The 15,068-nt window shown below is 45.3% G+C and carries 14 protein-coding genes and 1 riboswitch; of the genes, 7 read left to right on the forward strand and 7 right to left on the reverse strand.

Annotation, left to right across the window (positions count from 1 at the left end; all coding sequences use genetic code 11):
• The 4 genes from GM612_RS05315 to GM612_RS05330 form a co-directional block, all read right to left on the reverse strand.
• Positions 1–657 carry an energy-coupling factor transporter transmembrane component T family protein gene (locus tag GM612_RS05315; RefSeq protein WP_343031818.1) on the reverse strand — a complete coding sequence of 219 codons (657 nt, stop codon included), beginning with the start codon at positions 655–657 and terminating at the stop codon, positions 1–3.
• Entirely contained in the window at positions 654–2,093 is a 1,440-nt protein-coding gene (locus GM612_RS05320; protein WP_155431348.1) for an ABC transporter ATP-binding protein, read from the reverse strand. Before GM612_RS05320 ends, GM612_RS05315 begins: the two co-directional genes overlap by 4 nt.
• Positions 2,094–2,109: 16 nt before the next feature.
• Positions 2,110–2,682 (reverse strand): ECF transporter S component, encoded by a 573-nt coding sequence (locus GM612_RS05325; RefSeq protein WP_155431349.1) that lies wholly within the window; start codon positions 2,680–2,682, stop codon positions 2,110–2,112.
• 109 nt (positions 2,683–2,791) lie between these two features.
• Positions 2,792–2,881: riboswitch (TPP riboswitch) on the reverse strand.
• A gap of 121 nt (positions 2,882–3,002) precedes the next feature.
• Positions 3,003–4,235 (reverse strand): MFS transporter, encoded by a 1,233-nt coding sequence (locus GM612_RS05330; RefSeq protein ID WP_155431350.1) that lies wholly within the window; start codon positions 4,233–4,235, stop codon positions 3,003–3,005.
• A gap of 325 nt (positions 4,236–4,560) precedes the next feature.
• Between GM612_RS05330 and pyrF the strand changes: the two genes are divergently transcribed.
• Genes pyrF through GM612_RS05350 form a run of 4 tightly spaced genes read left to right on the forward strand, consistent with a single transcriptional unit; the run spans position 4,561 to position 7,587 of the window.
• Complete coding sequence (gene pyrF, locus GM612_RS05335) at positions 4,561–5,280, forward strand: orotidine-5'-phosphate decarboxylase (protein ID WP_155431351.1); 720 nt, start codon at positions 4,561–4,563, stop codon at positions 5,278–5,280.
• A complete protein-coding gene (gene pyrE / locus GM612_RS05340) occupies positions 5,273–5,911 on the forward strand; it encodes an orotate phosphoribosyltransferase (RefSeq protein WP_155431352.1) in 639 nt (212 codons plus the stop codon). The genes pyrF and pyrE overlap by 8 nt, the downstream gene beginning before the upstream one ends.
• Positions 5,912–5,928: 17 nt before the next feature.
• On the forward strand, positions 5,929–6,741 hold the full coding sequence (locus tag GM612_RS05345) for a Cof-type HAD-IIB family hydrolase (RefSeq protein ID WP_155431353.1): 813 nt from the start codon (positions 5,929–5,931) through the stop codon (positions 6,739–6,741).
• Between the two features lie 51 nt (positions 6,742–6,792).
• Positions 6,793–7,587, forward strand: coding sequence for a Cof-type HAD-IIB family hydrolase (locus GM612_RS05350; RefSeq protein ID WP_155431354.1), 795 nt, complete (start codon positions 6,793–6,795; stop codon positions 7,585–7,587).
• A gap of 179 nt (positions 7,588–7,766) precedes the next feature.
• On the opposite strand, the gene GM612_RS05355 is transcribed toward GM612_RS05350, so the two are convergent.
• On the reverse strand, positions 7,767–8,738 hold the full coding sequence (locus GM612_RS05355) for an alcohol dehydrogenase catalytic domain-containing protein (protein WP_155431355.1): 972 nt from the start codon (positions 8,736–8,738) through the stop codon (positions 7,767–7,769).
• A gap of 190 nt (positions 8,739–8,928) precedes the next feature.
• Here GM612_RS05355 and GM612_RS05360 point away from each other — a divergent pair, with 190 nt between their 5' ends.
• Entirely contained in the window at positions 8,929–9,309 is a 381-nt protein-coding gene (locus tag GM612_RS05360; RefSeq protein ID WP_343031819.1) for an HIRAN domain-containing protein, read from the forward strand.
• A gap of 85 nt (positions 9,310–9,394) precedes the next feature.
• Here the strand turns inward: GM612_RS05360 and GM612_RS05365 are convergent, their stop codons facing one another.
• Complete coding sequence (locus tag GM612_RS05365) at positions 9,395–10,354, reverse strand: nucleoside hydrolase (RefSeq protein ID WP_155431357.1); 960 nt, start codon at positions 10,352–10,354, stop codon at positions 9,395–9,397.
• Between the two features lie 293 nt (positions 10,355–10,647).
• Here GM612_RS05365 and GM612_RS05370 point away from each other — a divergent pair, with 293 nt between their 5' ends.
• Entirely contained in the window at positions 10,648–11,667 is a 1,020-nt protein-coding gene (locus GM612_RS05370) for a PrsW family intramembrane metalloprotease (RefSeq protein WP_155431358.1), read from the forward strand.
• A 13-nt stretch (positions 11,668–11,680) separates the two neighbouring features.
• Positions 11,681–12,676, forward strand: coding sequence for an NAD(P)/FAD-dependent oxidoreductase (locus GM612_RS05375; protein WP_343031820.1), 996 nt, complete (start codon positions 11,681–11,683; stop codon positions 12,674–12,676).
• 232 nt (positions 12,677–12,908) lie between these two features.
• Here the strand turns inward: GM612_RS05375 and GM612_RS05380 are convergent, their stop codons facing one another.
• Positions 12,909–15,041: an LTA synthase family protein gene (locus tag GM612_RS05380; RefSeq protein WP_155431465.1), complete on the reverse strand. Its 2,133-nt coding sequence runs from the start codon at positions 15,039–15,041 to the stop codon at positions 12,909–12,911.
• Between the last annotated feature and the right edge of the window lie 27 nt (positions 15,042–15,068).

Raw genomic sequence — 15,068 nt, forward strand, 5'->3', positions numbered from 1 at the left:
TCACTGGAGATGCAAGCCAAATAGTGCGAACTGCAGGATAACCAAAACACCAATTAAGGTGGCCCAATCCCACCAACGGATATGAATCCGCTTGAAGTAGGAGCGTGGGGCATCCTCCACAAAGCCGTGCGACGTCATCGCTTCAGCGAGATTTTCTGACCAGTTTAACGATGCTAGAACGGCTTTAAAATAAAGTTTGGGTGACCAAACGTGCAGCGTCTGGCCACGCATGTTTCCAGCTGCCCGAATAATATTGACCTCACTAACGATTTTCGGTAACAGGTTGAAAGCACCTAAGAATCCGTAGGCGAACTTACTGGGAACGTGGGCGTTTTGTTCCAGTGACATGACCAAGTCCGAAATGGAAGTGGTCATGGTCACGGCTGAACCAATAAAAACGTAGGCGTATATCCGAGTGAACAACACGATTGCAAAGTGCGTGCCAGCATTTGATTGCAGCAAAATTGCCATTGCCAAGGCGACTGCTGGGATCAACGGAATAACTAAAAGCAGTAAAAAGCGGCTCAGTTTTGGTCGACTGGTTAAAATAATCACTAACCCAATGACTGCTAAACCGAGGTTGACCATCCATGACCTGGTGAAAGAAATTTCTAGCGCAATCAAAACACCGAGTAAAAGTTTAAGACTTGGATTCACGCTAATCCCTCCACATACTCTAATTTTTTGTTGGCCAGAGTTAAATGATAATCGATCAACTGATTCAACCCGAACAACTGATGACTAATAATGATCAACGTTAACTGACAATCAGTGGCAACTTGTTTCATCACCGCCATGATTTGTTGCATCGAAGCTAGGTCAAGACCGGTAAAAGGCTCATCAAACAACAGGACTGGTGTCGCCATCATGAGCATTTCTAAGATCTGGAGTTTCTTTTTTTGACCACCGCTTAGCGTATAGACAACGTGATCTTGCAGCTGGTCAAGATGTAAGCTGGTAAGAAGGCGGCTCAATCGGGATTTGAAGTATTCATGCTGCTGGCTGTTTTTTAGTGAGAGCGCGATTTCTTCTTCAACCGTCACGTTTAAAAATTGCTGGTCAGCGTCTTGAAACACCATCGCGACTTGCCGATAAAGCTGTCGTGGCCGAATTTTAGCGACCTCTTTATGATTGAAGGTCAGTGATCCTCCATAATCATGTAATTTAGACATCGCCGAGAGCAACGTGGATTTACCGGAACCGTTTGGGCCAGTTAAAAGCGTGATATGATGTTGGAAAAAGCCGAGCTCCGGCTGGTTGATCAAGGTTCGTTCACCGGCCTGGAGGCTTAAGTCTCGACCGGTATATAAAGTCTTTTCAGCAGTTGTTGGTAATTCAAAATGGATGGTATTATTTTGTTCACGACTAAAATGCTGCAGGCGATTTTGAGCAGTTTCATGGTTGAGCTGCTCTAGATGCTCACCAGTAGCATCCAACACAAACAATTCATCAACAAACTGACCGTAGTCTTCCAAATCATGATCTGAAATGATAATGGTCTTTCCCTGTTTTCTTTGCAGCTGAGATAATTTTGCCAGCAACAGTTGCCGGGCTTCCGGGTCAACGCTGGCAAACGGTTCGTCCAAGAGAATCGTATCAGTTTGCATAGCAATAATGACGGCTAACGCAACCTTTTGCTTTTCGCCACCCGATAAACTGTTTAGATTACGATGACGTAAGGGCTCGATTTCCACATACCTCAACGCCTGAGTCACTCGTGACATCATTTCAGAGGGGGCCACGTGCTGATTTTCGAGTGCAAAAATCACTTCTCGTTCCACCGTATCCATCGCAAATTGCTGGTTTGGGTTTTGAAACATCATTGCCACCAGTCGGCCACGATTCGTTTCAGGAATGTCTGGGACGGGGTTCCCGTCAAGAGTGATTTGACCAGCTATGACCCGACCGCCAAATTGTGGATACAGGCCACTGATAATTTTCATCAGTGTCGATTTACCCGAACCGGAAGCGCCAGTCAGTAAAGAAAAATGGTGACTGGGGAAACTGGCCGAAATGTCGTTGAGTGTCAGTGGAGTTTCACCGCTTTCAGTCGGGTATGAAAATGAAAGGTGATCAACTTTGATGGTTGGCATTATTCCGACCTCAATTCTAGCGAGTTTCTGTCCGCATCAGGTGCGTCCGATCCAACAGGTTGATGATTGCCTTGGAAAGTAGTCCGGCAAAAAGCCAAGTTGAAATCAACCGGATGATAAACAGGATGATCAAAAGGCTAACGTGGTATTTAATATACCCGTTTTGCGCCATATCCCAGCCAAAGGTAATAATTGTAGTTAGTAAGACACTGAGGTTCAGGCTGAACCAGTCATACCGTTTGTAGCCGGTAAAGGTGAACCCCAATTCTGAAGCCACCCCTTGAATCACACCTGAGATCATGGTACTTGCTCCCCATTGATTACCAAGAAACATTTCCACGACGGCACCTAAAAATTCACCAAGAAACGCTGCACCGACTTTCTTAAACAGGTAACCAGATAACGGGCCAGCCATCACCCAAATACCCATGATGATATCGTTAGCAGCCGGTCCCAGACCAAACGGGGTTAAAGCAACGGTCAAAACGTTATAGATCGGTCCAACCACCCAGTAAATGACACCAAAGAAAATGGCAATCAAAGTTAACAGAATAATTTCACGCAGATGCCAAGCATTAGAAGTTTTCATTGCAAGGATCCTCCTTAAAGTATTGGTGACCAAACGTTTGGCACAAAAAACGAGCCGGAGATAAACGTTACTCTCTGACTCGTCCTTTTGGCATTTTTTATTATTTGACACAGTTCGTTCATTATTCTCCCTTCGCTGGTACTGACCAGATCAGGTTCAATGGGTGTATCTCAGCCAAAAGGCACCCCAGATAACGTTTAGTTCAGGTATTAGAATACACGGTATAGTTCATTTATGCAAGTAAATTGTCGCGTCACTTTGCCTCTTAAAGCTTGAGCTGACGGCGTTAAGTCCTAATTCATAATTTAACGCCAGCATGATTATCCCTCATTGGTTCGGCCAAGCTTTTTTAAGTTTGGAATGGTCAGCATGGTGCAAAAGCTAATGACATACAAAGCGGACAGGAAGCCCATGACGACGATCAAACTGTAGTGGTCCATCAAAAAACCAATGGCCACACTGGAGAAGCCACCGATTGCCCGGCCAATATTCACGATCACGTTATTAGCAGTTGAGCGGATCTCGGTTGGGTAGAGGCGTGAAATGACGGCGCCGTAACCGCCGAACATTCCGTTTGAAAAGAAGCCAAGAACTGCGCCAGCAATGAGTAAGGTAACTTCGTTGACGGCCAGAGTGATGCTGAAGACGGCCAGTGCTGAGGCAATCAAGAAGATACCGAAAGCCCGACGTGGGCCAAAATAATCGAGGATGTTGCCAAAGGTCAGCATGCCGATACTCATTCCGACGATGGTCGCAATCATCCAAATTGAAGAACCAGAAACGCTAAGACCAAGCTTTTGCTGCATGATGGATGGCAGCCAGTTCATCAGGCCAAAGTAGCCAGCAATTTGGACCACGACCATCAAGCTCAGTGCAAGCGTTTGGTAAGCTAATTTAGGCGTCTTGAATAATGCACTGATTCGAACGCGTTTCTTGGGGTCAGTTTCAGCCCTTTTGGCGGCGATGAATTCATCGCTTTCATGTAGGTGCCGACGGATGAAGTAAGTTAGGATGACAGGGATGACACCGAATAAGAAGAGGGCTCGCCAGCCCAGTGCGGGAATGATAAAGGCTGCTGCGATTGCTGCCAAGATGGCACCAATTTGGCCACCAATTGCAGCCACCGAAGTCATCTTGCCGATTTTGTGGTGGTTGAAGTTCTCAGCAATCAGTGTAATGCCGACACCGTATTCACCACCAGCACCAACGCCAGCAATAAATCGGCAGGCGTAGATCAAAGTAATGCTGTTGGCGAAATACATTGCAGCAGTTGCAAATGCAAAGATGAAAACAGTGTACGAAAACGTGCGAACGCGACCAAAACGATCAGCAATGAGGCCAAATAAAATACCACCCGCTAACATTCCCAGGTTTGTGATCGATGAGATCAATCCTGCCTGAGCGCCGTTGATGTGTAAATCAGCGATGATCGAAGAAAGCGCAAAGGAGAGGAATAAAACGTCCATGTTCTCGAGTGCGAATCCGGCAGAAGTTGATGCAATCGTCCACTTCTGGTTCTTAGTTAGCGCGTGGTGCTGTGCTGTGGTTTCCATATTAAGTTGCCTCCAAAATAAGTGCTCACAGGCACTTGTTATTTTTGCGGTTGGTGATTAACCGTTGGTGGTATTGTGACATATAATCGCCCCAAGGGCAACCCATAATACCAATGAAAGTGGATAAGTAGGCTATTTTCAACGAAGAGGCCGTTTAGAAACTACGCTTGACGGCGGCTAACGACATGCGGTACACTCATTTCAAGATATCTTTAACTTAGCCCAGAGAGACTAACAAGTTTACGGAAAAAGGCCACTTTGTGAGACCAGTGAACCGTTTAGCCTACAGTGCTAAACGGTTTTTCTTTGTAGAAAGGTGATTTTCATGCGACCAATTATTATTGCGTTAGATTTTAGGGATCGACAGCAGGTCTTTACATTTCTTGACCAGTTTGAACACCAAGAACGACTGTTTGTGAAAGTTGGGATGGAACTGTTTTATTTTGAGGGACCTAAGATCCTGTCTGAGCTCCGAAAGCGCGGCATTCAGATCTTTTTGGATTTGAAATTATACGATATTCCCAACACTGTGGAACAGGCCATGTATCAGTTAGGACAACAAGAGGTCTCAATGGTGACGGTTCATGCGGCTGGCGGAGCTGAAATGATTCGCCGGGCTAAGAAGGGCCTATTACGTGGCAGTGAAAAGGCCGGCGTTCAACCCGCTAAATTGCTGGCAATTACCCAGCTAACATCGACTAGTGAAGAGCAGATGCGCTCAGAACAGTTGGTCAATGCCAGTCTAACTGAGTCAGTCATGCACTACGCACAGTTAGCGCAAAGTAATGGGGCGGACGGGGTCATCGCCTCAGCACTTGAAGACCCAATGATCCACCGAACGACCAGCAACGATTTTTTGTGCATTAATCCCGGTATTCGGTTGGCAAGTGACAGTGCGGATGATCAAAAACGGGTCGTAACGCCGGCACAAGCTGCTCGGTTGGGCAGTGACGGGCTGGTTGTTGGCCGGTCGATCACGCAAGCTGAAGATCCAATTGCTGCTTATAAGACGGTTGCTAAAGAATGGAGAACTGAAAATGACTGAAATTGCACAACAAATTGCCAGTGACTTACTTGAAATCAACGCCGTGACGCTTTCGCCCAATCAACCGTTCACGTGGGCAAGCGGTATCCAATCACCAATTTATACTGATAACCGCCGCACCATCGCTTTTCCAGAAGTTCGCACCCACATTGCCGACGGCTTAGCTCGTTATATTCATGAACATTTTCCTGAAGCAACGGTGATTGCGGGCGTCGCTACGGCTGGGATTCCCCACGCTGCAATCGTTGCTGATAAGTTGAATCTTCCGATGAGCTATGTGCGTTCTAAACCGAAGTCCCACGGCACTGGTCAACAAATTGAAGGTCAGATTTTAGCCACGGATAAGGTGGTCATGATCGACGATTTAATTTCCACGGGCGGTAGTGTACTAGATGCAACTAAAGCGGTGTTGGCAGTGGGTGCAACTGTTCTGGGGGTGACGGGCATCTTTTCGTATGAGCTGCCTGATAGTGCAAAAAACTTTGCCACGGCGAAGCTTTCTTTGCACACCTTGACAAATTATAGTACGCTCATCGAACTGGCCAACCAAAAAAATGATATTACTGTCTCGGAGCTGAAATCGTTGCAGCAGTGGCGGCAAGATCCGTGGCACTGGGCGCCAGCAAAGTAAACAGTGGGGATGATTGCATGCCGATTAAATTGATTGCGACGGATATGGACGGCACTTTTTTAAACGACCAAAGTGATTACGATCACCAGCGATTTCAGAAATTGTTGGTTAAAATGCAGTTGGCGGGCATTCGTTTTGTCGTGGCCAGCGGGAATCAGTATCCGCATCTGCCTCAATATTTCAGTGATCTTACTGGCGATATTACTTATCTGGCTGAAGATGGCGCGCACATTGTATCAAACGGGGAAACCATCAGTGAAGATGTCATTTCGCAAGATGTTCTACAGGCTTTTCTTCAGTGGACTCGCAGTCAGCCCTCATTTAAAAATGCCTGGATTTTGCTGTCTGGACGACAGGCAGCTTGGACTGAAATTCCTGCCAGTGCCAAGCGCTTTAAGCAATCGAGTTATTTTTACGGTAACCTAACGAGTGTCATGGATCTTACAGAAGTTAACGACGCCGTTTATAAGGTTGACATCACCTGGCCATCATTTGACGTGACAGCCCAAGAAAAGCTGGTTAATCAAGCTTTTCAAGGACAGTTACGGGCAACTTCAAGCGGCTTAGGTGGGATTGACGTTATTTTGCCCCAGGTCAATAAGGCCTATGGTTTGTCAAAGTTACAGACCCGCTGGCAGGTCAGTCGTGACAATACTTTAGCTTTTGGTGACAGCGGCAACGATCTAGAAATGCTTCAAATGGCAAAGTACGGTTACGTGATGAAGAACGCACCAGAATCAGTCCGACAGCAGGTCAAGTTGGTCACGCCATTGACTAATAATGAAGGCGGCGTATTAGCAGTTATCGAAGAATTTCTCAAAAAGCGTTAGAGTGCGGTATACTGTTATTATTGTGAAGAAAATATCAATGAGGTGAACAACATGATCAAGTTAGTAGCACTGGACCTAGACAATACGCTTTTGACCAACGATAAAAAGATTAGTAAAGTCAACGAGAACGCGCTTAAGGCAATTTACGCTAAGGGCGTTAAGGTTGTTCTTTGTACTGGGCGGCCAATCAATGCCATTTGGCACTATATCGAACAGCTTGGGTTAACCGGACCGGATGATTATACGATCACCTTTAACGGTGCGTTAGTGATCAATAATGCTGATCGCAGTGTAATCGCTAAACAGGGTCTCAGCAAACAGGATATTACACCACTTTACGAATTTTGTAAGGCTAATGGATTTCCGTTAGACGTGCTGAATTTTGATCAAGTCTATCCCATCTCTGACTTAGCAGAATCAACCTATACTTTAGGTGGTGACATTAAGTTTGAACCGGTAAACTTTAGCGAGCTGCCTGAACAGATGTATGCCAAAGTTGTGGCGGCTCAAGAGCCAGCAATTTTGGACCGTTTAGTGGCATCGTTACCTGCTGATTTGAAGCAGCGTTACCACATTGCACGCTCCCAACCACACATTTTAGAATTTCTGAGTACGACCACTGATAAATCAGTTGGGTTGCACGCGCTATTGAACCATTTTGAATGGGATGAGAGCAATCTGATGGCGTTTGGCGATGCTGAAAACGACGCTGGGATGCTGAAAGCCGCTAAAATTGGTGTGGCAATGGCGAATGCCCAGCCAGAAATTACTGCTATGACCAGTTATCATACAGGCACCAATGAAGAAGATGGTGTGGCGCAGTTCGTTTCGGATTACTTTAAGTAAACCTAGCAACCTGTTTGGATTTTGCAGGTTGATGGTCAAAATAGAGTAGTTGAGTGATGAGAAAACCTAGTGTTCAAAAAGCCATGCGACTTTGGAATTTTTCAAAGTCGCATGGCTTTTTAGTACCAGATCAATTTTTCTTGACCAGCCGAGACACAAGCTATAATTGTTGATGTTACCTACTTGACCGCGACAATTTTGCCAGTTACCGCGTGGTTCTTGAGCTGTCTTAGCCCAGCGGCAATCTCAATGAACGGAATCGTGCGTGTAATCAGCGGATCAACTCTACCTGCCGCAATTAGCGCTAATAGTTCACTGGTCATTTTACCGAGATCTCGCACCTGTTGAAGGTCACCACTGCGGTGGGCGCCGCCTAAATTGACACATGCCACGCTTTGACCCATCGCAGCATCGAAATGCTTAGGCGGCTGTAAAATGCAAATTAACTGACCGTTAAATGCTAGCCGGTCTAGGTCAGCATCGGTGTTACCCACAGTGTTGATGATCAGATCGACACCGTGTTGATGCGTCAAGTCCTTGATCCGGGCACTGACGTCTTCTCTTTGATAGTCAATCATGCTATCGGGATGGCAATACTGGGCGACAAAATCTCGCTTGGCGGATGAAACCGTGGTATAAACGGTTTTACCTTGCATTTTGGCGAGTTGAATCGCCATGCTGCCGACGCCACCTGCACCACCGTGAACCAGTACGGACGAGACATTAGTGAGGTTGGCTTTTCGGGTTAGTGCCTGATAAGCAGTGAGACCGGCACAAAGACTGGCGGCCGCTTTCTCAAAACTGACGGTCTCAGGAATCTGAGCTACACCAGCAGCCTGGCGGGTGACGAAATCAGCGAAGCAGCCATTTTGCTGTAAATCACCATGGCTGCAAACGCGGTCACCCACTGCAAACTGAGTAACGTCAGCACCAACCGCGGCAACAACACCAGCGACGTCAAGGCCAAGAATATGGGGATACTGCCAGTTTGGGTGGCCATTTTCAACCACTTTATAATCGACTGGATTAAGCCCAACAGCCTTGACTTCAATTTGAACTTCGTTAGGCTTTGGGGCGGGTTTCGGCACGTTTTCACGAATGAGATCGCTAATGTGGGTGCTTGTAGGGTTCGAAACAATGAGCGCTTTCATGTTTAAGTCCTTTCTAAATATTGATTTAAAGCTATTTTAGCACATTAATTTTGAGCTGTTCTTGATTTTCAAGTTGACGTGCAGTGGAGAAAATAACTCTGGTGTAAATGTTGCAAGAATGTGTAAAAAGGCTCGTTTTGAATGGGCGAATGTTATACTTTTGCTACCAAAATGAATGGGGGCTTTTACAGTGGTAATTGAGAACAACGACTTGATTATTGATGATCCAGAACGTGGGTATGAGATCAACCGGCATTTTCTGGATTTTCACATTGCCGGATTTGGGTATGCAGACGGCTTAGATGTTATCGACAATTTAACTTTGGGTCAGCCAGTGCAGTTAGTCTTGGAACCGGATAACCCGTATGATCCACAAGCAATCGCGATTTATTTCAAGGACGTTAAACTGGGATATGTGCCGAGGTATCAAAATGATCTATTGAGTAAACTGCTATTTTACGGGTACGGAGAACTATTGGAAGCCAGAATTCAAATGGCTGATTTACAGGCTGAACCGAAACAGCAATTTCGGGTCGCCGTAAGAATTAAAGACGGTCGTGGACAGAATTAGTAGCGCATCGGTTTTTCAAGCAACATAAAAAGGCTAGGGAAACCTAGCCTTTTTACTGTAGTTGAGAAATAATTAAATTTAAATTCTAGTTCTTTGCAAATAAACCTGTCAGGTATTTCATAAAGGTTGCCAGATAACGGTCAGCATCAACGTTGATACCCACGTTCACGTTGGTTGCGGGTTCGTCCAGACGTGCTTGATCACCAATTGTTCGGCCGTAAGTTTCTTTATCAGTAGAAACAAACATGTTCAAGCCTAATGTCGTAATGAAGCTTGGATCAAGCGCAACACCAACTGCTAATGGATCGTGCAGTGCGCAACCCGGTACTTGCGGGTTAGTTTCCTTGTAGGCGTCGATATAATAGTCCACGATGTCCGCGAAGGCTGTTCCTGCCTTGGTGTTCAAGTCACGCCACTGAGAAGTTTCCTTGCGTGTCAACAAGGTCCGCAAAGTCACGTCCAAGCCCACCATGGTAAGGTGCAGAGGGCTGGTGAAGACGGCGTTTGCAGCTTCAGCATCTTGGTTGATGTTAGCTTCAGCGTAAGCGTTAACGTTACCTTCAACGGTTAGGGCACCGCCCATCAAGGTTACGTTGCCAATTTCGTGAGCAATTTCCGGCGCCTTGTCCAAAGCCTTGGCTAAGTTAGTCAGCGGACCAGTTGGCACAAGGGTCAGGTTCTGACCGTATTTTTTAACTGAATCAATTAAGAAATCGACACCAGAAGTGGTTTCTAGAGCCCGTTTTGGTTCTGGTAGCTGAACTTGACCAATTCCGTTTTCACCGTGAATTCGTGCACTCACCTGCATCCGGTCGAAGTGGTCACTTGTAAGGGAGTGACTCTCACCCAGATAAACCGGTACATCAGTCGCACCAAGCAGTTCCAAAATCTTCAAAGCGTTAATGCCGCCATCCTTCACGTACACGTTACCATAAGAACCGATGATACCAATTAAATCGACATCGGGGGCTGCCAACGCATAGGCGATTGCCATTGAATCGTCAATTCCTGTATCCAGATCCAAGATCATTTTCTTTGTAGCCATCAAAATACCTCCATCGGGTAATTTATACCAGCTTACCCATTGATAATGTTTGAAAGCGCTGCACTATACAGGTTTAATGATAAGTGAATCAGCCTTAAAATACAAGGTAAGTACTATGCAATTTCAGCGGATAATTTAGCAACAGGACTTGGATTATTATGCTCTACCGCAACAAATTGGGGTGTGAGGTATGAAGTAAGTTAACTCGTTTTAAATGGTACCCTACCAAACCTTGCACCATCAAAACAATGTAAGTTAAAATGAGTTATCTAATGGCTTATTTGGAGGAAGAAATGACTGAAAACTTATCGGAAAAAGAAAAGCAAAAAAGGCGGCGTGAAAATTTATTAGATGACGCGACTAAGGAACTGAACGAATGGACGGGTGAGAATACGGCGGTGGAGATTCACCTTTTTCGGATGTTCTCAGAGGTTTTCAAACGTCACGATAAGGATGAAGGCGATGCACTTTTCATTGTCGGCACCAAAACGACCACGCCCAGTCTTGCGGAAGTTTCATCAGCTCCGGTTAAACCATGGTTGTTTTCACGGGTACTGGCGCTACTGGGAATCAGCTTTGGTTTACTCACGTTACTTTTTCTGGTATTCCATAGTGATAAAGCCGTTCCTGGAATGGTCTTCATTGGCTCACTGGCAGTCCCATTTTCACTCGCAATTATGTTTTTTGAAATCAACGTTTACAAGAATATTTCTGTTTTTCAGGCTACCGAAGTTTTCTTGATTGGTGGCATTGCCTCACTGATAGCCACAATGGTGCTCTATCAAATTATTCCATCGGGAAACGGCGTCGATCTAGGTTCGGCGTTAACAATTGGATTCATTGAAGAAACTGGGAAGTTATTGATAATTGGGTATTTTATTAATAGTTTCAGGTTGAATTACATTTTCAATGGTATGCTAGTAGGGGCCTGTGTCGGAGCTGGCTTTGCCGTCTTTGAAACCTCGGGCTACACGGGTGAATTTGGCCTGATCACCCTGTTTGTTCGAAGCTGGCAAGCCATTGGCACGCATACGATCTGGTCGGCTATCATTGGAGCGGCCATCATCCTCGCCAAGGAAAGGCGACAGCCAGTCGAAGGCAAAACGATGGTGAAACCGAAATTTTTGCGTTTCTACGTGTTAGCCGTTTTGTTGCACGCGGCGTGGGATTGGCAAACACCAGTTGACTTCTTAAATGCGTTTGATATTCAAAAATGGCTGATCATCATTATTGGCTGGATCGCAATTTTTGTCTTAATCGATGCTGGACTGCGTGAAGTACGGACGCTACAAGGCCAGCACATTATTAACTAAAGAGTTTAGAGAGGTGTCAAAGTTGGATAAACAGTATGATTTAACAATCGTTGGTGGTGGGCCCGCTGGCATTTTTGCCGGTTTCTATGCTGGTTTACGTGAAGCGTCAGCTCAACTGATTGAGAGTTTGCCGGTGATGGGCGGCCAAGTGAGCGCTTTATATCCGGAAAAACATATCTTAGATGTGGCTGGTATTCCGGATATTCAAGCACAACATTTAATTGACCAGCAATTAGCTCAGTTTCAACAGTTTCCGATTGACGTGAAGACTGAACAAACGGTGACGGACATTAAGCAAGTGGCCGATGGCTTTGAAATCACGACCCCAACCGAAACGACGCGCAGTAAGACGGTCTTGATTGCGGTTGGTAACGGTTCCTTTTCGCCCCGACCATTAGTCATTGATAACGTGAAGGAATTTGAAGGTAAGAATTTATTTTACGCCATTACTGATTTAAAGCACTTTACTAACCACCGTGTTTTGATCGCGGGTGGTGGGGACTCTGCTTTGGATGAGGCCTTGATGCTAGAACCAGTGGCCAAGGAAGTCCATTTAGTCCACCGTCGTAATGAATTTCGAGCTCTAGAACATACCGTCGCTCAGGTCAAAGATTCCACCGTTGATGTCCACACACCCTACATGATCAAAGCAATTGAGCAGGGTGATTCAGGCCTGCAGGTCACGATTAAGAAGATGCGTACGGAAGATGACACCCAAAAGATTGAAGTTGATGATGTGATCGTTAGTTATGGTTTTACCTCAGATCACAAGACGGTTGACGGCTGGAATATTGATCTGGATACTGATCACCGGTTGTTTAAGGTCGATACTCAGATGCAAACCAGCGTTCCAGGTATTTATGCGATTGGCGATAGTGTCACTTACCCAGGGAAGCAAGCGTTGATTGCCACTGCATTTGGTGAAGCACCAATTGCAGTGAACGCCATCATGGCCAAGTTATATCCGGATCGAAGGGGTCCAATCCATTCGAGTTCGATTAAAAGGTAGCGTTTTGAGCCAGATAGCCCGCTTGACCAGAACATCTGTGATCGTTGAAAAATAGATCCTTGCCCGATCTATTTCAACTTTCAAATTTGGTTTGGTCTTTAGGGACTGATTAAATACAAAGGCAGGGCATCGCCATGATTAGCGATGCCCTGCCTTTTGTATCTAGTTCTAAGTGAGTTACTAGTGGTGATCTAAACTTTAAATTCGTCAGCAACATGCCCTGATCCACGACTTACTTACCCGCACTATTATCATCTGGATTAGTAATCTTGATTCGGTTGGTGTCAGTCGATTTATGATTGACTTCCGGTGCATCGGTCTTGTATTCAGGAACGGTTGATTTACCCTTTTCATCAAAGAGGCTGGTGGACTTCGCTTTCAGTTTATTCTCAATCTTAATTTCCTTTTCCAGTCCATCGGCATAGTTATATTTAGCAGGATCAACTGGTTTCAACCCCTTAGGGTGATAGAAGCGCAAGAGGTTTTTTTGGTTGAGAGAATCTGACAGTGATAGTTCTTTTTTGACCCTAGCTTGCATCTTATTGATCTTAGCCTGTAACTTCTTGTCAGGGTGTAGTTCTTGGCCCGTCTTATTGTCGTAAACGACGCCAGACAGACAAGTATATTTATCACTGACCCAGTCCTCGTTTCTGAAGGCCACTACGGTATCGTGTTCCTTAGAAAACAGGTCAGTTCCAAACTGAATGTAACCCTTAGTATTGATTCCCAATAGGTGCAATAGGGTTGGCAGCACGTCAATTTCACCACCGTACGTGTGGTCAATGAAGCCGTCCTTAGTCCCTGGCATATTGAACATTAGCGGGACTCGTTGCAATTGGGCATTATCAAAATCGTTCCAGTCGTCGGCGTTTTTACCCAGCAACTTGGCCAAACTAGGATTTTCGGAGTTGGAGAGGCCATAGTGGTCACCATACAAAACGATGATACTCTTCTTGTCGAGCCCAGTTTTATGCAAATATTGATAGAATTCCTTGATCGATTGATCAAGATAATGCGCTGTAACAAAGTAATTATTGACCGTTTTATCGCCTGTATCTGGGGCTTTAAAACCGTCGTTTCGGTCTTCACTATCCAGCGAGAATGGGAAGTGATTCGTCACGGTCAGGTATTTGACGTAAAACGGCTGTTGTAAACGTTGCAGATACTTGATCGAGTCACGGAACAAAAGCTTATCCTTTAAGCCAAAGCCAAGCGATTTATCACCCGAAGTATCGTAGTAACTAGCGTCAAAGAAGTATTGGTACCCAAGGTTCTTATACGTGTTATTACGGTTCCAGAAGCTCGCAACGTTACCGTGAAATACAGCTGAGGTGTAACCAGCTTTTTGCTTAAGAATTGACGGTGCTCCTTGGAAGGTATTATCGCTGCCCAGTTGAGCAAACAATGAGCCCTGCGGTAAGCCGTACGTACTGGTTTCCAGCATGTTTTCCGCGTCACTGGTTTTTCCTTGACCAACCTGATGGAAAAAGTTGTTAAAGGCAATCGTCGACTGGCTGTGATAGAGCTTATCCAAGAATGGCGTCACTTCGCGGCCGTCCACTTTTTTATCGATCAAAAATTGTTGAAAACTTTCCAAATGTAACACGATGACGTTTTTGCCTTTGGCAACACCATAGTATTTAGGATTTGGCTTGGCATAGTGCTGATGGACAAACTTTAAGATGCCCGTCAGTTGCGACTTTTTGGCAGTGGCTCTGATGTCACTGTTATGCTGTGTCTTAGCCGCATCATAAACGGTGAAGGAATCAATGCCTAAGTATTTGACAATGTATGAACGGTCGAACGTCTTAGTCAGCAACTGTGGTCGATTCATTTCACTGACGGCCATGGTAAAACCGAATGCCAAAAAACCAATTGAAGTGACAGCAAATCCGGCTCGCCAGTTCAATTGTCGCTTGTCGGTTTTAATGCGACCCGTCAGTAGTAACGCGATGATGATCACCAGATCGAGCCAGAAAAAAATATCGTGGAAACTTGTTAAGGCTACGGAACTGCCACTCAGACCCTGATTAACTTTGTTATAACCAAGCATGGTGGCAACGGTCATAAAATCAGTAAATTCACGGTAATAAATCACGTTAAGGTATAGGAGTAACGTGTTCAAAATATCCAGGACAATAATTGACGTATAAAAAAGCCGCGTGCGCTTAATGTATAGGGCTAAACTGTAGAAAATAATCGCAGTTGGAAGTGGGTTCAATAGGTAAAGAATGACCTGTAACGGGTCATTCAATTGAATATTGAAGTCCGCAAAGTAGGCAAGAATTGTTTTAAGCCAAAAGCAAACCAGCAACAAGGTCGCAAATCCCAGTCGCGTGTTTGTCTTACGCCATAAACGTTTCAAAAGCTGCAAAATAATGACTCCCTTTAA

Origin of the sequence: Secundilactobacillus folii (genome assembly GCF_009720675.1) — a bacterium.
Classification (GTDB): domain Bacteria; phylum Bacillota; class Bacilli; order Lactobacillales; family Lactobacillaceae; genus Secundilactobacillus; species Secundilactobacillus folii.